This window comes from Antarctobacter aquimaris (assembly GCF_900184945.1).
In the GTDB taxonomy this organism is placed as follows: domain Bacteria; phylum Pseudomonadota; class Alphaproteobacteria; order Rhodobacterales; family Rhodobacteraceae; genus Maliponia; species Maliponia aquimaris.
On the sequence record NZ_FXYF01000017.1, the window covers coordinates 1 to 17,425 of the forward strand.

At 64.3% G+C, this 17,425-nt stretch carries 20 protein-coding genes, 1 rRNA gene and 2 pseudogenes; 19 read left to right on the forward strand and 4 right to left on the reverse strand.

What is annotated here, in order from left to right; translation table 11 throughout:
• Positions 1 to 84 (forward strand): 5S ribosomal RNA (rrf, locus tag MAA8898_RS21610); the annotation flags it as partial.
• Positions 85 to 139: 55 nt separating this feature from the next.
• Here the strand turns inward: rrf and tnpC are convergent.
• The 3 genes from tnpC to tnpA are packed head-to-tail and all read right to left on the reverse strand — an operon-like array spanning position 140 to position 2,417.
• Positions 140 to 1,648, reverse strand: a complete 1,509-nt coding sequence (gene tnpC, locus MAA8898_RS21615) for an IS66 family transposase (RefSeq protein ID WP_094023117.1) — start codon at positions 1,646 to 1,648, stop codon at positions 140 to 142.
• A gap of 59 nt (positions 1,649 to 1,707) precedes the next feature.
• Entirely contained in the window at positions 1,708 to 2,055 is a 348-nt protein-coding gene (tnpB, locus tag MAA8898_RS21620; protein WP_094023118.1) for an IS66 family insertion sequence element accessory protein TnpB, read from the reverse strand.
• Positions 2,052 to 2,417: an IS66-like element accessory protein TnpA gene (tnpA, locus tag MAA8898_RS21625; protein ID WP_094023119.1), complete on the reverse strand. Its 366-nt coding sequence runs from the start codon at positions 2,415 to 2,417 to the stop codon at positions 2,052 to 2,054. Before tnpA ends, tnpB begins: the two co-directional genes overlap by 4 nt.
• A gap of 86 nt (positions 2,418 to 2,503) precedes the next feature.
• Here tnpA and MAA8898_RS21630 point away from each other — a divergent pair.
• The 10 genes and pseudogenes from MAA8898_RS21630 to MAA8898_RS21675 form a co-directional block, all read left to right on the forward strand.
• Positions 2,504 to 3,310, forward strand: a pseudogene (locus MAA8898_RS21630) (DUF932 domain-containing protein); the annotation flags it as partial.
• Positions 3,311 to 3,436: 126 nt separating this feature from the next.
• Positions 3,437 to 3,877 (forward strand): JAB domain-containing protein, encoded by a 441-nt coding sequence (locus tag MAA8898_RS21635; RefSeq protein ID WP_094023120.1) that lies wholly within the window; start codon positions 3,437 to 3,439, stop codon positions 3,875 to 3,877.
• A 107-nt stretch (positions 3,878 to 3,984) separates the two neighbouring features.
• A complete protein-coding gene (locus MAA8898_RS21640) occupies positions 3,985 to 4,503 on the forward strand; it encodes a DNA repair protein RadC (RefSeq protein WP_094023121.1) in 519 nt (172 codons plus the stop codon).
• Between the two features lie 101 nt (positions 4,504 to 4,604).
• Positions 4,605 to 5,096, forward strand: coding sequence for a DUF6878 family protein (locus tag MAA8898_RS21645; RefSeq protein ID WP_094023122.1), 492 nt, complete (start codon positions 4,605 to 4,607; stop codon positions 5,094 to 5,096).
• A gap of 10 nt (positions 5,097 to 5,106) precedes the next feature.
• Positions 5,107 to 5,484 carry a DUF6915 family protein gene (locus tag MAA8898_RS21650; protein WP_094023123.1) on the forward strand — a complete coding sequence of 126 codons (378 nt, stop codon included), beginning with the start codon at positions 5,107 to 5,109 and terminating at the stop codon, positions 5,482 to 5,484.
• A 1-nt stretch (position 5,485) separates the two neighbouring features.
• On the forward strand, positions 5,486 to 5,683 hold the full coding sequence (locus MAA8898_RS21655; RefSeq protein ID WP_094023124.1) for a hypothetical protein: 198 nt from the start codon (positions 5,486 to 5,488) through the stop codon (positions 5,681 to 5,683).
• Between the two features lie 75 nt (positions 5,684 to 5,758).
• On the forward strand, positions 5,759 to 6,178 hold the full coding sequence (locus MAA8898_RS21660; protein WP_094023125.1) for a hypothetical protein: 420 nt from the start codon (positions 5,759 to 5,761) through the stop codon (positions 6,176 to 6,178).
• Positions 6,171 to 6,815, forward strand: coding sequence for a DUF8835 domain-containing pootine (locus MAA8898_RS21665; protein WP_094023126.1), 645 nt, complete (start codon positions 6,171 to 6,173; stop codon positions 6,813 to 6,815). Before MAA8898_RS21660 ends, MAA8898_RS21665 begins: the two co-directional genes overlap by 8 nt.
• A 57-nt stretch (positions 6,816 to 6,872) precedes the next feature.
• On the forward strand, positions 6,873 to 7,466 hold the full coding sequence (locus MAA8898_RS21670; RefSeq protein ID WP_088716143.1) for a DUF6088 family protein: 594 nt from the start codon (positions 6,873 to 6,875) through the stop codon (positions 7,464 to 7,466).
• Positions 7,459 to 8,481: a nucleotidyl transferase AbiEii/AbiGii toxin family protein gene (locus MAA8898_RS21675; protein WP_094023127.1), complete on the forward strand. Its 1,023-nt coding sequence runs from the start codon at positions 7,459 to 7,461 to the stop codon at positions 8,479 to 8,481. Before MAA8898_RS21670 ends, MAA8898_RS21675 begins: the two co-directional genes overlap by 8 nt.
• A gap of 22 nt (positions 8,482 to 8,503) precedes the next feature.
• Here the strand turns inward: MAA8898_RS21675 and MAA8898_RS21680 are convergent, their stop codons facing one another.
• Positions 8,504 to 8,800, reverse strand: coding sequence for a hypothetical protein (locus MAA8898_RS21680; protein ID WP_088716141.1), 297 nt, complete (start codon positions 8,798 to 8,800; stop codon positions 8,504 to 8,506).
• 144 nt (positions 8,801 to 8,944) lie between these two features.
• On the opposite strand from MAA8898_RS21680, the pseudogene MAA8898_RS21685 reads away from it, so the two are divergent.
• The 8 genes and pseudogenes from MAA8898_RS21685 to MAA8898_RS21720 all read left to right on the forward strand — a co-directional run.
• A pseudogene (locus MAA8898_RS21685) lies at positions 8,945 to 10,516 on the forward strand (type IV secretory system conjugative DNA transfer family protein); the annotation flags it as partial.
• 133 nt (positions 10,517 to 10,649) lie between these two features.
• Positions 10,650 to 11,294: a hypothetical protein gene (locus tag MAA8898_RS21690; protein WP_094023193.1), complete on the forward strand. Its 645-nt coding sequence runs from the start codon at positions 10,650 to 10,652 to the stop codon at positions 11,292 to 11,294.
• Positions 11,295 to 11,616: 322 nt separating this feature from the next.
• Positions 11,617 to 11,937 (forward strand): hypothetical protein, encoded by a 321-nt coding sequence (locus tag MAA8898_RS21695; protein WP_141194914.1) that lies wholly within the window; start codon positions 11,617 to 11,619, stop codon positions 11,935 to 11,937.
• 212 nt (positions 11,938 to 12,149) lie between these two features.
• A complete protein-coding gene (locus MAA8898_RS21700; RefSeq protein WP_217900528.1) occupies positions 12,150 to 13,166 on the forward strand; it encodes an outer membrane protein assembly factor BamB family protein in 1,017 nt (338 codons plus the stop codon).
• Between the two features lie 39 nt (positions 13,167 to 13,205).
• Entirely contained in the window at positions 13,206 to 13,577 is a 372-nt protein-coding gene (locus MAA8898_RS21705; protein ID WP_094023130.1) for a DUF5676 family membrane protein, read from the forward strand.
• A complete protein-coding gene (locus tag MAA8898_RS21710; protein WP_094023131.1) occupies positions 13,574 to 14,956 on the forward strand; it encodes an MBL fold metallo-hydrolase RNA specificity domain-containing protein in 1,383 nt (460 codons plus the stop codon). Before MAA8898_RS21705 ends, MAA8898_RS21710 begins: the two co-directional genes overlap by 4 nt.
• Positions 14,953 to 16,461: a thymidine phosphorylase family protein gene (locus MAA8898_RS21715; RefSeq protein WP_094023132.1), complete on the forward strand. Its 1,509-nt coding sequence runs from the start codon at positions 14,953 to 14,955 to the stop codon at positions 16,459 to 16,461. Before MAA8898_RS21710 ends, MAA8898_RS21715 begins: the two co-directional genes overlap by 4 nt.
• Positions 16,458 to 17,414 carry a ribose-phosphate diphosphokinase gene (locus tag MAA8898_RS21720; RefSeq protein ID WP_094023133.1) on the forward strand — a complete coding sequence of 319 codons (957 nt, stop codon included), beginning with the start codon at positions 16,458 to 16,460 and terminating at the stop codon, positions 17,412 to 17,414. Before MAA8898_RS21715 ends, MAA8898_RS21720 begins: the two co-directional genes overlap by 4 nt.
• Positions 17,415 to 17,425 lie beyond the last annotated feature (11 nt).

The following is a 17,425-nucleotide window of genomic DNA, read 5'->3' on the forward strand; positions in this document are numbered from 1 at the left end:
GTCCCATTCCGAACCCGGCAGTTAAGTGCCGCCGCGCCAATGGTACTGCGTCTCAAGACGTGGGAGAGTAGGTCGCCGCCAAACCTAGAAAAAACCACTTCTCTTAATACGATATCACGACAAAAAGGTAAGCGTCCGGTCAAGCCGCGTGGTTTGACCAGTTCCACGGCAGGAGATCATCCACGCGGGTGATCTTGTAGTCTGGGATGCGGGCCAGCGTATCGGCGAGCCATCCTTGTGGGTCCACACCGTTCAGTTTGGCGGTCTCGATCAAGGTGTATGCGATGGCGGCGGCTTTGCCGCCGGTCTGTGAGCCGACGAACAGGTAGTTCTTCCGCCCGACAGCCACGGATCGCATGGCGCGCTCGGCCGTGTTGTTGTCGAGTTCGAGGCAGCCGTGGTCGAGATAGGGTCGAAGCCGCTTCATGCGCGTCAGGCCATATCGGATCGCCATCGCCAGCGGCGATTTGCCGGAGATGGTCGGCAGTTGGTCGTGCAGCCAGCTCTCCAACTCGTCGAAGATCGGCGCCGCTTTCGCCTGGCGGATCTCGACCCGGCGATCGGGCGGCGAACCCCGCGCCTCCTTTTCGACGGCATAGAGTTGCGCGATGCGCCGGATGGCCTCGTCGGCGATGGCCGATCCCTGGGCCCTGTGGACATCGACGAACTTGCGCCGAACGTGTGCCATACAGGCGACTTCGCGAATGTCGCTGGAGCGGTAGATGTCCTCGAACCCGGCGTAGCCATCAGCATGCATCCAGCCTCGGTAACCTGCGAGATGATCCTTCGGATGCTGGCCTTTGCGATCTGGCGAGAACCGATACCAGCTGGCGGGCGGGGCATCGCCATTCCATGGCCGCTCGTCCCGCCCGTATGTCCACAGCCGCGCCGTTGCGGTCTTTCCGGTGACGGGCGCCAGCATCTTCACCGGGGTGTCGTCCGCGAAGATCGCCCGGCCGGCCAGCACGTGTCGGCCGATGGCATCTGCAAGCGGTTCCAGCAGCGCGGTGGACTTGCCGACCCAGTCGGCCAGCGTCGAACGGTCGAGGTCGAGCCCCTCGCGCTCGAAGATCTGGCTCTGGCGATAGAGCGGCAGATGGTCAGCGTATTTGGAGACCAGGACATGGGCCAGTAGACCAGGGCCGGGACGACCGCGCTCGATCGGGCGGGATGGCAAGGGAGCCTGTGTGAATGCCTCGCAGCCGGAACAGGCCATGCGGGGACGGACGATCCGGTTCACGATAAACCGGCCGGGCACATACTCCAACTCTTCGGTCACATCCTCACCCAGGCGTCGCAGCGTCCCACCGCAGCGAGCACAGTCCTCGTCGCCGGTCGTCAGCTCGATCTCCTGGCGCGGGATATGATCGGGGATGGGACGACGCTTCGGCTTGTCCTTCTCCTCTTCGTCCGGCAGACGCAGCTTCGCGGTCATCTTGGCGACGGCGATCTCGCTGGCTTCCAGAGCCAGCTGAAGCTGCTCGATGGTCTCCGACGACGTGCCAAACCTATGGCTGCGGTGACCGGCGAGCTGGTGGCGAAGCTTCTCGATCAGCATCGCCTGCGACTTCACTTCGGCCAGCAAAAGCGCCGTGAACCGCCGCAATTCCTCGGGGTCTTCGGGCAGGGATTTGGCCACGTCCAGCATGGCCAATCATAGCAAAAGAAGGGTGAGACAGGAATCCCGAACGTGCTATCGCGCCCGGCTTATCCCGCCTTGAGCGGCGTCCAGCTGCGCCGCGGCAGGCGCCAGTCGATCCCCTCCAGCAGCATCGCCAGTTGCGCCGGTGTCAGCGCGATCTTGCCCTCCTTCGCGGACGGCCACACGAACCGGCCCTTCTCCAGGCGCTTCGAGAACAGGCATGCGCCTTGGCCGTCCCACCAGATGATCTTGATCAGATCACCGCGTCGGCCCCGGAAGACGAACATGTGTCCGGCGAACGGGTCCTGCTTCAGCACCATCTCCGCCTGAGCCGCGAGGGTCGTGAACCCGCGCCGCATGTCGGTCACGCCTGCCGCCAGCCACACGCGGGTGTTCGCCGGGACCGGGATCATCCGGAAAGGCCCCGGATCAGCCGGGCCAGCGCCTCGGGATCGTAGGCTCCGCTGATCCGCAGCCGGTGGCCACCCGCTGTATCGATCTCGATCGTGCCTGACGCAGGAGCGGGATCGGCGACGGCTTTGTCATCGTCGTGCATGGGCCGATTGACGATCTCGACGGGAAGAAAACACGCCGAATCCGGCTCTGCCGGGGCCCCCGGCGCATAGCGTGGGTCGCGCAACCACTTGAAGATCAGGTTGGCGTTCATCGCGTAGCGCTGCGCCACCCGCGCGACCGACACACCCGGCGCCGTCGTCTGCAAGCAGATCGACCGCTTCTCCTCGTCCGTCCAAAGCCGCTTCGTCCGACGCGCCATCACGCACCCACAGTGTCCACTATCCCATGGTGGACACTATCGATCACCCTCTACGCGCGGCAGAGCAGCGACGCCGGACGCTTACGACCAACCACCGGGCCGAGCAGGTGAAGACCTTCGAGACGGAAGACGGTCGCACCGAACTGCGCGCGGTGACCGGCCCCGACTATGGCCGCATCCATGACCATGAACTGGTCGAGGCGGTGCAGCGCATCGCGGGCAATGGCACGGGCGACACGCGCTGGAAGGTGCCGGGGGTGCTCGACTGGTCGACCGGAATTTACAACCCCGATGTCGAGATCAGCCGCGACACGACCACGCTCTATGCCTCTGACCGTGACGTGTTCCTGTTCCTGGTCGATGATCACAACCCGATCGAGGCGGGCCGCCTGCCCGACGGCTCTCCCGATCTCTACTTTCGGGGCTTCTACTGCTGGAATTCCGAGGTGGGCGCGAAGACCCTCGGCATGGCAAGCTTCTACCTGCGGGCAGTGTGTCAAAACAGGAATTTATGGGGCGTCGAGGATTTCCAGGAAATCCGGATCCGGCATTCGAAATACGCCGCCTCGCGTTTCGCACATGAGGCCGCCCCGGCGCTGACGCGGTTTGCCAATTCCTCGCCGCAGGGCTTCGTGAACGGCATCAAGGCGGCGCGGCAGCAGATCGTGGCGCGCAGCGATGAGGATCGTGCGGATTTCCTGCGCAAGCGCGGTTTCTCGAAGGCCGAATCCGGCAAGATCATCGAGAAGGTGCTGATGGAGGAAGGCCGCCCGCCCGAAAGCATCTTCGACTTCGTGCAGGGCATCACGCGACTTGCGCGCGACAAGACCCAGCAGGACGCGCGCCTCGACATGGAAGGGCGCGCCAAGAAGCTCCTCGACCGGGTCGGCTGACGCCGGACCCGATAACGCGACCGCCCTCGCGCGCGGCGGTCGCGCTTTCCCCTTCCACATACATGCCACGGGCCCCGCCCCGAGAGGGCTGGGGACTTCGGCCTGCGCATTTCAGCGAGAACCTCCATGACCCCCCAGGAAGAAACCGTCATCCTCGAGGCCCGCGACATCCTCGGTCGCTACCTCAGCCAGAACCCGGTCATCGGCAGCTGGCAGGCGCTGATGGACTATTGCGCGCTCACCGTCCGCGGCCCGATCGAGCGGTTCCACGTGCTCTATCTCGACCGCAAGAACCGCATCATCTCCGATGAGCTTCTCTCGACCGGCACGGTCGACCATGTGCCGGTCTATCCGCGCGAGGTGATCAAGCGGGCGCTGATGCTGAACGCCTGCGCCCTGATCCTGATCCACAACCACCCGTCGGGCGATCCAACGCCGTCCGAGGCCGATCTCAGCATGACCAAGGAGATCCAGAAGGGGTGCAAGTACCTTGGGCTGACGCTGCACGATCACATCATCGTCGGCGCCGGAACTGAGCTGAGCTTGCGGGCCCTCGGCAAGCTCTGAGGGCCCATCGGACCTATCACCGCTGCCCCGTCGAGGAAGAGGGCAGCGGTTTTGTCTTTGACGGTGAAGCGGGGAGAGAGGCTTCCCGCGCCGTCGGAGATACTCCCATGTTCGATCTGCCTTTTCCCATCCACCCGACCGCCCACGCGCGGGGCATCCCGCCGCATTTTCCTTCGGGTAACACCGATCCCAATCACCCCTTCGCCCTGACCCTGGCTCGCCGTGCACTGGCTGATCTGATGTCTGGCCGTGCCGCCCCGTTGGTCCTCGCCCGTTTCGCGAGCCTGGCCGAGGCCATGCTGGGCGCGATCGACCATGCCGAGGGGATCGGCCCGGATGCTCCGCCCCAGCTTTTAGCCATCCTCGACCGCGACGAGCGCCTTGTGCTGGCCGGGGCCGCCAGTGACTGCGCCGTCGCCTGGTGCCACCCGGTGACGAGCGCGGCTGAGGCACGTGGCGTCGTGACCGAGGCGAGCCAGTTGCGCGCGCAGGCGGGCCGCGCATCCGCTTGGGGTGAGCCCAATCTGGCGCAGCGGCTGCGCCACCGCGCCGATCTTCTCGATGCTCGGCTCGTCGACCCGCTCTGGCGCGCCTTCGCCGCCCGGACGCTGCAGGTCGCTGCGTGAAGCCCGAGAGACAGAGGAGGGCAGGGGGGATTTGGAGCTTGTCCGGGGGAGAGAGATCGCCCGGACCGGCTCCGATCCCTTAACCTTAGCGGAGACTCACGATGACCTTGACCGAACCCACCCTCACGCCGCCGATGACACCCTCGTCCGTCGACATGGCGCAGATCTTCGCGGCGCATGCCGAACGCGCGGCCCGGATCGACGCACTGCGCCCCGGCAACAAGGACCGCCTCTTCGACGGTCTCATGGCCGCTGGCATCACCCATGTCACCGTGACTTTCGACGGTGCCGGGGACAGCGGCCAGGTCGAAAGCATCGGCGCATGGTCCGGCGAGATCGCCGTCGATTTCCCCGCGACCGAGATCGAGTATGCCGCGCTCACCTGGGACGACCCCGAGGTCGAGATGCGGCAGCTCTCGCTGGAAGATGTCGTCGAGCAACTCGCCTACGACTTCCTCTCCGACACCCATGGCGGCTGGGAAAACAACGACGGTGCCTGGGGCGAGTTCTGCTTCGATGCCGCGGCCCGCTGCATCCACCTCGAGTTCAACGAGCGGTACACCTCGTCCGAACTCTTCACCCATGATTTCTGAGGGTGCGGCGATGGCACATCCCTATCACCACGCCCTCTCCTCGGTGAAGAAATGGGGCGGCACGGTCGAGGATTTCATGGCGATGCATACCTGGTTCGACCAGAGCAAGGAGATCACAGCCGACTTCCGGCACCGGGCGCTGCGCCACCATGCCGAAGGCATCTTCATGGCCGAGACGATTTTCGGGCCGACCCTCACGCTCTCGACCGGGCGCGTCATTCCGACCCGATGGGTCGGCGAGCAGCATGTGAAAGAAGACCTCGGCTTCATCCCGAGCTTCGCCGATTGGGTGAAGGCTATTCGGCCAGAGCCGTGGATGGGCCGGACCGCGCGGATCGAGGCCTTGGTCGATCCGTATCTCGCTTCGCCCGTGGTCGAGGTCACCTGAGATGACCGATCCGGCCTATCAGCGCCTCGGCCTGCCAGTGACGGCTTCGCCATTTGCGGTCCTGCGGGCAGCGGTCCGGGCGCTCCACCCGGACACGCGCGCCGTTCGCGGCTTCCGGGCGGCGCGCAAGCGCTTCTACCGGCAGATGCTCTGCGCGCATGCCGCGCGACAGGTGGCGGGCGACGAGCCAATCGGCTGATCGCCCCCAACCACCCCTTCATTCCAACACAATGCCCGGTCTCTCGGCCGGGTCTTCCCCATTCAGGAGGTCCCCATGGCGGATTACTTCACCCATTTCTCGTGCCTGCTCGACGTTGGCACCCCTGACAAGGCTGCCCGCGCGCTCGCGCTGTTCCAGGAACTGCGTGCCGCAGATCAGGACGTCGGCGATCCGGAGGTCTCGGGCTTTGACCTCGTGCGCCAGGACGCGCCGGAAGGTAGCAGCCTCTGGATCCATGACGACGAGCACGGCGATGTCGAAGCTGTCATCCGCTTCGTGATGCGCCTCGCGGACGATCTCGACCTCACCGGCTTGTGGGGCTTCCAGTATACCCACACCTGCTCCCGACCGCGCCTCGACGCCTTCGGCGGCGGCGCGCATGTCATCGATCTCGGCGCACGCAAATCCATCGGCTGGACCAGCACGCAAGAATGGCTGGCCGGCGCTCTCAACGGGGAGGACGTCGATGCCTGAGATCATCTGCACCACCGTCTACCAGTTCCCCGAACTCTCGGATGCCGCCAAGGAGAAGGCGCGCAGCTGGTATCGCGAGCTTGGACCCCACGATGACTGGTGGGACGCGGTCTACGAGGATTTCGAGCGGGTCTGCGAGATCCTTGGCGTCCGCCTGAAGACCAGGCCCGTCCTGCTGATGGGCGGCGGCACGCGGGCCAAGCCCTACATCTGGTTCTCCGGCTTCTGGAGCCAGGGCGACGGCGCTTGCTTCGAAGGTTACTGGTCCCACGTGAAGGGCGCCGCCGCCCGCATTCGGGACTACGCCCCGACCGACGCGACGCTGCATGGCATCGCGGATCGACTGCAGGCCATCCAGCGGCGGAACTTCTATCAGCTCGCCGCTGAGGTCAGCCACCGCGGGCGCTACTACCACGAATACACCATGTCCGTAGACGTCACCCGCGACAGCCCGACCTGGCAGCCGCCGACTGAGGATGCCGAGGAGATCGTGACCGACGCGCTGCGCGATCTGGCCCGCTGGCTCTACCGCCAGCTTGAGGCTGAATACGACCACCTGACCTCGGATGAGGCCATCGAGGAGGGGATCATCGTCAACGAGTACACCTTCACAGAAGCCGGGCGTCGCTTCGGGTAAGGGCGCACGGTTGAAAACTGTCAGAAAACTGCGTATGTTTCTGACAAAGGAGCGATCATGGAGCGCATGGCCGAGAGCATTATGAATGTCGCAACGACGTTGCCGGAGGGGGTACCCTTGGCAGCGAAGGGGCTTTTGCATCTCGGCTCGCGCGCGGCGGTCGATCAAACGCTGTCGCGTCTGGCTGCGCGCGGCGAGTTGATCCGTGCAGGACGCGGCATCTACATGCGCCCGGTCCAGACACGCTTTGGACCGCGTAGCCCGTCGGCTGAACAGGCGATTGAAGCGCTCGCTATGCAGCGGGGCGAGACGATCGTCCCGAGTGGCGCTGCTGCGGCAAACGCTCTGGGCCTCACGACACAGGTGCCGGTCAAGTCGGTTTACCTTACTTCCGGTCGAAGCCGCGTGCTGAGCCTTGGCCGGCAGGCAGTCGAACTGCGTCATGCGCCGCGTTGGCAGTTGGCCCTTGGGAGCAAGACCTCGGGCCAGGCCGTCCGTGCGCTGGCATGGCTCGGGCCGGATGAGGCTCCCAAAGCTCTTCAAATCCTGCGATCCAAGCTCACGGAGACGGCAAAGACTGAGCTGATGTCCGCCGCGCCGCAGTTTCCGACTTGGCTGGCACGATTAGTCGGAGAGATGGTCCATGGCTGAGGCATTCCTGCGCCTCAGCGGTAAGGACCGACTGGATGCTCTTGGTGTCGCGGCCGATCGGCTCGGCCGACCAGCCCATCTCCTCGAAAAGGACGTCTGGGTGGTCTGGGCGATCCAGCAATTGTTTGGATCGCCCATCGGCACAAACCTCGTCTTCAAGGGCGGCACCTCGCTGTCGAAGGCCTACCGGGTCATTGACCGGTTTTCCGAGGATGTGGATCTGACCTTCGATATCAGAGCGCTGATCCCGGATCTGCTGGAGGGCCGTGAAGACGCCATGCCCGCCACATCCAGCGAAGAGCGGCGCTGGTCGAAACGTGTTCGAAAGGCTTTGCCTGAATGGGTGGCCGGGACCATTCAGCCGATCCTGCAGCAGGCAATTGATCGGGAAGGGGTCGATGCCGGCCTTCGGATTGATGGCGACAAGCTGTTCATCGACTACCCGCACCTCGCCCAAGGCACTGGATACGTTTCTCCGAGCGTGATGCTGGAATTCGGCGCGCGTTCTACAGGAGAGCCCGCATCCCCACGCGATATCGTTTGCGATGCCGCGTCGGTGATCGAAGGCGTGGAGTTTCCCACTGCCCGCCCGCGCGTGATGCATGCGGAACGGACGTTCTGGGAAAAGGCGACAGCGATCCACGTCTTCTGTTTGCAAAACCGTATGCGAGGGGATCGCTTTTCTCGCCACTGGCATGATGTCGCCCGGTTGGACGATGCGGGCATCGCCGCTGCGGCCATCGAAGATCGCGCGCTTGCGACCGCTGTCGCCCGGCACAAGACGATGTTCTTTGCAGAGAAGGCGGCGGATGCCACGTGGATCGATTACGGAGCCGCAACCTGTGGTCAACTCCAACTGGCCCCAAGCGGTGCAGCCCTCGACGTTCTCGCTGACGATTATCGCCAGATGGCCGAGGACGGCCTGCTTGCAAAAACACCAGAGCCCTTTGGCGACTTGATGGACCGCTGCGCTGACATCGCGCGTAAGGCCAATGCAGCGTTCAAGCCTGACTGACCATCTTTTCGGAAGATTCCCGCTACTTATTTCCGTCGATCCATTTCGACATGAGCCCCTTGTCGCGGAAGCACTCTTCCGGAACGGCGCGCTGTTTGATCCGGGCAAGTTTCTCCGCGAAGGCCACCTGCTTTGAGGTCGGCAGCCGGTCCATGTCGGAGACCGGCTTCAGCTGGGCCTGAGCCTCAATCCAGACGCTCAAGGACCGGCGGTCCTGCTGAACCTCCCAGGGCAGAAGGGTCTGATTGCGCAGGGCGAGTGACCGCGCATAGGCGATCTGCTTCGGTGTCGCGGGCAGGGTGTATGTGGTGCTGTCCATCGGGAAACTCCCTTTCTAGCTTGGCCCTGAATATAGAACATAACAGGAACAAAATCAAGCCAAGCGAACGGAACGCACCGGTTCGAGAGGGAGAGAGGGGTCGGGGAAGATCAGGCCTGAGGGTGCCCGAGAGAGAGGGTGTCCGGGCCTACAGGCCGGGGCAAGGGCGTGGGGTTCGTGATCCCGAACCTGCTGACCTACAAGGGCTCCGCCGTGGTGCTCGACGTGAAAGGTGAGAACTTCCGCGAGACCTCGCGCTTCCGCGCCAGCATGGGCGACAAGGTCTTCCGCTTCGCGCCGACCGACTGGGACCGACCGACACATCGCTACAACCCGCTTGCACGCATTGCTGCCATGACCAACCCCGACCGGCAGCAGATGGAGCTGAAACTCACCGCCAAGCTCTTCCTGCAGACCGACAATGAAAAGCTGAGCGGGCTTTTAGCCGGGGGTATCGACCTCTTCGTAGCGGCCGGTCTTCTGGCCTTCGAGCGCGGCGTGCCGACCATCGGCGAGATCTATCGCATCACAGCCTCGGGGGGCGACAAGCAGAAGGAATACCTGAAGCGTTCGCAAGAGGTGAAGAACAAGTCGGCCAAACTGATCTTCGAGCGTATGGCATCGACCAACAACGACACCCTCACTTCCTACCTCTCCCTCCTGATGACATCGGGTCTCGACACTTGGGACAACCGCGCGATTGACGCGGCCACCGCGACCTCTGACTTCTCATTCCGGGATATCCGCCGCCGCCCACATGCGATCTATCTTGTGGTCGAATCCGAGATGATCCGCCCGCTTGCCCCGCTGATCCGCCTCTTCTTTTCGGATCTGATTGCCTCACTGCAGACGCGGGAACCCGGCGATGACGAGCCTTGGCCGGTCATGATCATGCTCGACGAGTTCGACCGGCTAGGCAAAATGCCGATCGTCGCCGAGAGCATCAAGACGCTGCGTTCCTTCGGCGGTAACCTCGCCATCGTGACCCAGACGATCCCCGCGCTGGACGAGATCTATGGTGAGAACACCCGCAGGTCGCTGCAGGGCGGCGCCGGCGTGAAGCTCTACCTCACCCCGTCCGAGCAGAAGACCATCGAAGAATTGAGCCAGGCCGTTGGCAAGACCACCAAGCGCGTGGTGACCCGCTCCCGCGCGGTCGGGCGCAACCCGTTCGAGGGGCGCAGCGTCTCGGAGCGGACCGAGGATACGCCGCTCCTGACCGAGGATGAGGCCCGGCGCATGGACCTCGATGAAGTCATCCTTGTGATCGACGCGCAGATGCCTATTCGCGCACGAAGGGTGAAGTATTTCGAGGATCCAGCGTTAAAGGTTCTGCACTCGGGCCAGTCTGGGAGCTTCCCCTATCCGGACGAGGACGGGCTGCGGCGGGATCGGCAGATGACGGAGACACGTGAGACGGTGGAGAAGCTGAAGCAGGAGTTGCAGGAGGTGCGGGCAGAGAAAGCCGGGCAGGAAACCGGCCCAACAGCGCCGAAGCCATCGAATGAAATTTCGAAGACCGGCCCTGGCACTGCAGCGAAGGCACGCGGCCGCGCGGCTCGGGCTGCAGCGAGTAGCGGTGGCCAGGATCAGCTTTCGCTCAATGTTGAGGGACTGGGGATTACCGACAGCGATCAACCTGCGCTGGCCTCGGCGGTTCAGACAACGAAGGCGATTATTGCCGAGCATGGCCAAACCAGGGCCGTAATTATCTAGGGAGAATTACGATAGCGTTTTCCAAACAGCGAGCCAAGCTCCAATTCGTAGGCTTGTGCAGAAAGGTCTGGCAATCGACGAAACTTCAACGAGTGTTAGACCGGGGATGGTCTGGCATGCAATCGTTGACCCTATGCAAAAGTTCTTCCTCCTGGAAATGCCTGCAAGGCTGTTCATAAGGAATACGCTGCTCGTCAGCCTAGTTGGATTGTTTGCAGTGCTCGTGCCCTACGTTTTCCTGATCCCGGGTTTCGGGGCGGTGCTGGCTGAGGGCGGACCGGCGTTCAGCCGGTTTCTCCGGCAAATTCTCACGAACGGTCTGCCGGTCGTCTTCGCGGTCAACTACGTCGGCTTTTTCCTGATTGCCTTGGGAAACACCCGAACCAAGGCGAACAAGGTGCCAATCCTGGCGCTGATGCTCGACATACCCGCACGAGTTGCCGTCTTTGTCGTCCTGCACGTGATCGTTTACGTCATGTCTGCCGACTGGTTCGATTCATTCGGCGGCAGTCGCGCGACGGCACTGCGTGTCGTGGCTCCGACACTCGCGAGATCGGCATTTTTCGAAAACCTGTCCGGCGTCTATCTCTATGCATCCCTCATGTGCACGTTTCCGATGCACGTGGACTTGCTCGCACGTGCGGACTGGATGCGACGGATCGGCAGGAGATTGCCGCGCTTCGCGATGCCCGTCTTCGTGGCCTTGCTTTGGTTCGCTCTTGCCGTCGTCACGTTGACACTCCTGGCGGACCAGATCACCAGATGGCAGCAGCCCTGATCCCCGCAAGGCTCCCGCCATCACGAAGAATTGCATGGCTCGAGGATCCACCGGCAAGCGTGCCCCTCGTCCGTCCGGCTTGGACGATCCCGCTGGCGCCCCTGATTAGACCATTGATTTGGCGATACATTCCCATTGCGCAGATCGCGGACAAATGAGCCTCGCCCGCCTCCTCTCGCGGCCCAGCGACGGACCCTCGCGGTTTGATCTGAATCATGGAACCGCCCGGCTGCCTTCGCAATCATGGGGTTGTTTCTTCTGAAGGACGGAAGTGTTGCGAGGAAGACGCTCCAGTTTCTTGCGGACAGGCGGCATCAGGTTGGTGCCGGTGCTGGTGGCGTTTCTCGCGATTGCGCTTTCTTCCCTGCATGCCGGCGAAGTCCACGCGGAAACGGGGCCGTCGCAACAGGTCCAGATCCAGCAGATCGACGACGATACTCATCCCGCCGACTTGTCGTCAGAAATCACGGGCTCGCATTGCACGCTGACTCTTGCCTGCCATGCGCCGGTCTTGTTGGCTGCGGCCGCAAGCGTGCCGGGTGATACGGCCTTGTCCGGCCTGGCTTGGCCCGAGGATTTCGTCTTCCGTGACGGACGTTGCCTGGCGGTGCCGACGCCCCCTCCCCTTGCCGCCCGCGCCTGACGCGCGCGGGATGAACTGACTCGACAGTTTCCGAACCTTGAGCGTTTCTCGCGCGCTCCTTTCGTTGCGATGTCGACGAAAGGACAGTGGCGGTCGTGTCCCGGCATCCAGCGTGACACCTGCGATCCCATGAAATCCGTTCGTCAGGGAAGCGTCTCATGTTTCGACACCTCGTCCGTTCCACACTAATTCTGGCAACCGCCACGATGCCGATGATGGCCACTGCCGGAGAGCTTCGCGTCTTCATTCCGGAAGGCAGCGCCGACTCGGTTCGCATCGTCGATCCGAAGACCGGTGAAGATCTCGGCAGGATCGAAGGCACCCCTGCCGTTCACGGTCTGGCAGGCGGACCGACCTCCATCTACCTCGTGGCCGGCAGCTATGCCGAAGTCGACCGTGACGCGGCGTTGGCAGCGGCCAGACCCGCCGATGTCGGCGAAGACGAGCACGCCGCCCACCACGCCAAGCCGGCGGAGCGGATCGGTCCTCAAGACGCCGGGATCAGCCTGCTGAGCGTCCTCGATGCGGAGTCCGGCGAGATTGTGCGGCGTATCGAGGTGCCCGGGGCGGTGCACCACGTGGCGATTTCGCCGGACGGAAGGACTGCTGTTGCCACGCATCCGGCAAAGGACGGACTGTCCATCGTCGATCTGACGTCGCTGAAACTCGTCGCCTGGGTGCCGACCGGCGCGATGCCCAACTATGCCGTCTTCGGGACGGACCCCGGCGTGGTCTACGTGTCCAATGCCGGAAACGGGACGATCAGTGAGGTCGATCTCGGCCGGGCGATCGTTCGGCGCAACCTGCTGGCGGGCGACGAACCCGAACACCTCGCGCTCAGCCCCGACGGCAAGCGCGTTCTTGTTGCGGACGCCGGCAACGGCACCGTGATCGAGTTGGAGACTGCGAGCGGGCAGGAGCTGCGTCGGTTCGAGATCGGTGGCGAGATACATGGCCTGGATCTGTCCGAAGACGGGACGCGCCTGCTGGTGGCCGCGAAAGAGACGGACCGCATCGTCGCCATAGACCTGGGCACGGGAGACCTGACGTCCGCTCCGCTCGCTCCGGCGCCTTATCACCTGACGACGGTCCCGGGAACCAACAGCGTCTTCGTGTCGAGCCGGGACGAACCGAAGGTCTGGGTCGTCGACGCGACAACTCTCTCGGTGCTGCGGGAAATCCGGATCGAAGGCGAGGGCCATCAAATGGTCGTTCGTCCGGCCTCGTGACGACTCCGACCTTCAACTTGATGAAAGGGAGCAACTGACATGTTGGCGTTTCTCTACTTCGTGGCCGTCGCGGCACTTCTCTTCGCCGCGTTGCGGCTTGGCTGCGGCGCATGCGTGATGGGCCGCGATACCGGCGGCGCCGGTGCGGCGCATCTTCTGCCCGTCTTCCCGCTTGGCTGGGCTTTGAGCGGGTTCCTTGGCGCAACCTTCGTGATCTGCGTCGTCTTCGACCTCGTGTTCCCGCAGTTCGCCATGAATGCGACCTGGGCCCCCCTGTTGCCCGGCTTCGTCTGGTTGACGCCTTGGTCCTTCATTCTCGGACTGGCTGAAAGCCTGCTGTACGGATGGTACGTCGCGCTCGTCTTCGGAGGCCTCTACAACGCAGCTGTTTCGCGGAGGGCCGGTGCATGACCCCGCGTTCCCGCCCGACTTTACGCTTCCTGGGCGCCACCGGAACGGTCACCGGATCGCGCTACCTGGTCGAATGGGGCGATCGCCGCATCCTGATCGACTGCGGGCTGTTCCAGGGGTTCAAGCAGCTTCGGCTGCGCAACCGAAAGCCCTTCCCGGTTCGCCCCGGCTCGATCGAGACGGTTCTGCTGACCCACGCGCATCTGGACCATTCGGGCTACCTGCCGGCATTGATCCGCGCCGGTTTCCGGGGTCGGGTCCTTTGCACGCCCGCCACACGGGAATTGTCCGGGCTGATCCTGCCCGACAGCGGCCATCTGCAGGAGGAAGAGGCCAGGCACGCTCGAAAATGGCGCTATTCGGAACACAAGAGACCGGCCCCGCTCTATACCCTCAAGGATGCGCAGGCGGCGCTGGAGCATTTCGAGACCGTGGAGTTCGACCAACCGGTCGACCTCGGCGGTGGCCTGTCGGCGGAATTCATTCCGGCGGGTCACCTCCTCGGGGCCGCCCAGATCCGCCTGACGCTGGATGGCCTCACAGTGCATTTCTCCGGCGATCTGGGGCATGATCCCGATCCGCTTATGCGTCCGCCCGTGCCGTTTGCAGGCGCAGACGTGCTTGTGTGCGAGTCGACCTATGGCAACCGAAAGCACCCCGACACCGACCCGGAGGCCGAGCTTGCGCCGATCCTGAAGCGCACCTTCGCGCGCGGCGGCACCGTGCTCATTCCTTCCTTCGCGGTCGGGCGGGCGCAGGGGCTCATGTACCACATCTCGCGCCTCATGAGCCGCGGCGAGATCCCGTACGTGCCGGTCTACCTGAACAGCCCGATGGCCGTGGACGCGACGGAGATCTACCACCGGCACCATGACGAGCATCACGTCGCGTGGGAGGACTGCATCGGCATGTTCCGGATCGCGGAACGGGTGAACACGGTCGAACAATCGAAGGAACTCAATACGCGCTACGGGCCGATGATCATCGTTTCGGCCAGCGGGATGCTGACCGGCGGACGGATCCTGCACCATCTCCTCAGCTTCGGCGGGGACCGGCGGAACACGATCGTGCTGTCGGGTTTCCAGGCCGGCGGGACACGCGGCGCAGTACTGGCCGGGGGTGAACGCAAACTCCGGATCTTTGGCAAGGAGGTCCAGATAGATGCGGAAGTCGTACAACTTGAGACGTTCTCGGGTCATGCCGACGCGGACGAAATCCTGGCGTGGATGGCCGCGGGGCCGGCCCCGGCGATGACCTACCTCACCCATGGCGAACCCGAGGCGGCGGATACCCTGCGCCGACGTATCGCGCATGAGCTGGATCGCCCCGTGCGAGTCCCCGAGCACCTCGAGACCGTCAGACTGGACCGCCCGAGATGACCCGGCAAAAGAGCACGATGCGCCTTCAAAGGGCAGGCATTGATACATACAGGCAGCCGGTCGTCTACATGCCGGCCGACTGCCACCTGTGCCACGCCGAAGGATTCTCGGCCCTGGCCCGTGTCCGGATTTCACTCGGTGGCCGCACGATCGTTGCGACCCTGAATGTCCTGACGGACGCCGACTGGCTGCCGCCGGACACCGCCGGGCTCAGCGACGCCGCCTGGCGCGCGCTGTCGGCGGACGAGGGCGATGTCGGAACATTCGCGCACCCGGAGCCGCCGGCGTCGACCTCGGCCATTCGCGCAAAAGCGTATGGCGGTCGCCTGAACGACGACGCCTGCAAGGCTATCATCGAGGATACCGTCGCGCATCGCCTTTCCGATCTCGATCTGGCCGCCTTCGTGACGGCCTGCGCGGGCGACAACCTGGATGCCGCCGAGACGATCGCCCTCACGCGCGCAATGATCGGAGTTGGAGAAAGGCTGGACTGGGGAGGCGGGCCGGTTCTCGACAAGCACTGCGTTGGCGGCCTGCCGGGAAATAGAACGACGCCCATCGTCGTCGCCATCGTTGCCGCGGCTGGGCACCGGATCCCGAAAACCTCTAGCCGCGCCATCACGTCCCCCGCGGGCACCGCCGATACCATGGAGGTCATGGCGCCCGTCGCGCTCGACATCACTGCGATGCGTCGCGTGGTCGAAGCCGAGGGCGGCTGCATCGTCTGGGGCGGGGGGCTGGACCTGAGTCCGGCCGACGATATCCTGATCCGGATCGAGAGACCGCTCGACTTCGACAGCGAAGGGCAGATGGTCGCCAGCATCCTCTCGAAAAAGGTGGCGGCCGGTTCCACGCATGTCCTGATCGACATGCCCGTGGGTCCGACGGCAAAGGTGCGATCGGTCGCCGCGGCAGAGGCGCTCTCTCGGCGCCTCTCGATCGTGGCCGAGGACATCGGATTGCACCTGGCCGTGCATCGGAGCGATGGAACGGCCCCCATCGGGCGCGGGCTGGGACCTTCACTCGAGGCGCGCGACGTTCTGGCCGTTCTTCGCAGATCGTCGGACGCTCCGGCGGACCTGCGCGCGCGCGCACTGGATATCGCCGGCGCGGTGCTCGGGTTGACCGGAGGCGAGACATCCGGACGGGACCGCGCGGAAGCCTTGCTGGAGAGTGGCGCGGCAGAAGCGAAGTTCATGGCGATCTGTGATGCCCAGGGCGGGTTTTCGGAACCCGGCACGGCGCCGCATCTTCAGGTCGTTTCCGCCAACCGGGACGGGGTCGTCGCCAGCTTCGACAACCGCCGCATCGCCCGGATCGCGAAACTGTCGGGGGCTCCGGGGCGCAAGACCTCCGGTGTGCGGCTGCATGTGCGGCTCGGTGAGCGGGTCCGGCGCGGCGCGCCCCTCTACGAGATTCACGCCGAAACGCCCGGCGAGCTTGGGTGGGCCCTCGATTACGCCGAGGCCGGACCGGCCCCGATCAAGCTGGAGGACGAAGCGTGAAACCTGTCGTGCTGGCCTTTCCCGGCATGGAGCCACTTGCCGCGGAGATCGCGCAAGAGGTGGGTGCCGACCGCGCAGCCGTCGGGCTGCATCGTTTTCCCGACGGCGAAACGCTGGTCACCCTGCCGCCGGACCTCCAGGGGCGAAGCGTCGCCCTGCTGGCCACCCTGAGGGACCCCGACCCTCTGGTCCTTCCCTTGCGCTTCGCGGCCGAAACCGCGCGGGAATTCGGAGCCTCCCGCGTGGGGCTCATCGCGCCTTATCTCGGCTATATGCGGCAGGACCGGCGGTTCGGTCCGGGACAGGCCGTCAGCGCGCCGCTCTTTGCCAGGTTCCTGCAAGAGAGTTTCGACTGGCTGGTCACGGTCGATCCGCACCTGCATCGGATCAGCGCTCTGCATGAGATCTTCGACATTCCCACGCGGCGGGTCGCGTCCGCGACACAGATCGCGGCCTGGATCGCGCACAACGTTCCCGATGCCATCGTCCTCGGCCCTGACGGTGAAAGCCAGCAATGGGTTGCCGAGGTCGCGGGCCTCGCGGACCGGCCCTGCGAAGTGCTCAGCAAGGTGCGCAGCGGCGACAGGACCGTGGATGTCAGCGTTCCCGACAGCAGGACGTTCCTCGATGGCACGCCCGTGATCCTCGACGACATCGCGTCATCGGGACGAACCATGGTCACGGCGATCGAACGACTGCGGCAGATCGGCACCCGTCCGCCCGTCTGCGTCATCATCCACGCCATTTTCGCGGGCGATGCATTCGCGGACATCCGGAAAGCCGGAGCCGCACGCATCGTCACGACGGACAGCATCCCGCACGAAAGCAATGCAATCCACCTTGGGCCCGGCATCGGGCATGCCCTGCGCGAGCTTGAGGAAGTCCTTGACCTTACCAACGCTGGAATGTTGCAGGCTCGGGGAAATGAAACCGAATCCGGGAAAGACACATGACTCACGCGCAC

Coding starts and splice junctions, on each gene's coding strand:
- MAA8898_RS21660 (WP_094023125.1), top strand. CDS start 5,759: ATGGCGGATTACTTCACCCATTTCTCGTGCCTGCTCGACGTTGGCACC.
- MAA8898_RS21670 (WP_088716143.1), top strand. CDS start 6,873: ATGGAGCGCATGGCCGAGAGCATTATGAATGTCGCAACGACGTTGCCG.
- tnpB (WP_094023118.1), bottom strand. CDS start 2,055: ATGATCCCGGTCCCGGCGAACACCCGCGTGTGGCTGGCGGCAGGCGTG.
- MAA8898_RS21635 (WP_094023120.1), top strand. CDS start 3,437: ATGACCCCCCAGGAAGAAACCGTCATCCTCGAGGCCCGCGACATCCTC.
- tnpC (WP_094023117.1), bottom strand. CDS start 1,648: ATGCTGGACGTGGCCAAATCCCTGCCCGAAGACCCCGAGGAATTGCGG.
- MAA8898_RS21650 (WP_094023123.1), top strand. CDS start 5,107: ATGGCACATCCCTATCACCACGCCCTCTCCTCGGTGAAGAAATGGGGC.
- MAA8898_RS21700 (WP_217900528.1), top strand. CDS start 12,150: ATGATGGCCACTGCCGGAGAGCTTCGCGTCTTCATTCCGGAAGGCAGC.
- MAA8898_RS21645 (WP_094023122.1), top strand. CDS start 4,605: ATGACCTTGACCGAACCCACCCTCACGCCGCCGATGACACCCTCGTCC.
- MAA8898_RS21690 (WP_094023193.1), top strand. CDS start 10,650: ATGCAAAAGTTCTTCCTCCTGGAAATGCCTGCAAGGCTGTTCATAAGG.
- MAA8898_RS21715 (WP_094023132.1), top strand. CDS start 14,953: ATGACCCGGCAAAAGAGCACGATGCGCCTTCAAAGGGCAGGCATTGAT.
- MAA8898_RS21710 (WP_094023131.1), top strand. CDS start 13,574: ATGACCCCGCGTTCCCGCCCGACTTTACGCTTCCTGGGCGCCACCGGA.
- MAA8898_RS21640 (WP_094023121.1), top strand. CDS start 3,985: ATGTTCGATCTGCCTTTTCCCATCCACCCGACCGCCCACGCGCGGGGC.
- MAA8898_RS21665 (WP_094023126.1), top strand. CDS start 6,171: ATGCCTGAGATCATCTGCACCACCGTCTACCAGTTCCCCGAACTCTCG.
- MAA8898_RS21655 (WP_094023124.1), top strand. CDS start 5,486: ATGACCGATCCGGCCTATCAGCGCCTCGGCCTGCCAGTGACGGCTTCG.
- tnpA (WP_094023119.1), bottom strand. CDS start 2,417: ATGGCGCGTCGGACGAAGCGGCTTTGGACGGACGAGGAGAAGCGGTCG.
- MAA8898_RS21675 (WP_094023127.1), top strand. CDS start 7,459: ATGGCTGAGGCATTCCTGCGCCTCAGCGGTAAGGACCGACTGGATGCT.
- MAA8898_RS21705 (WP_094023130.1), top strand. CDS start 13,206: ATGTTGGCGTTTCTCTACTTCGTGGCCGTCGCGGCACTTCTCTTCGCC.
- MAA8898_RS21680 (WP_088716141.1), bottom strand. CDS start 8,800: ATGGACAGCACCACATACACCCTGCCCGCGACACCGAAGCAGATCGCC.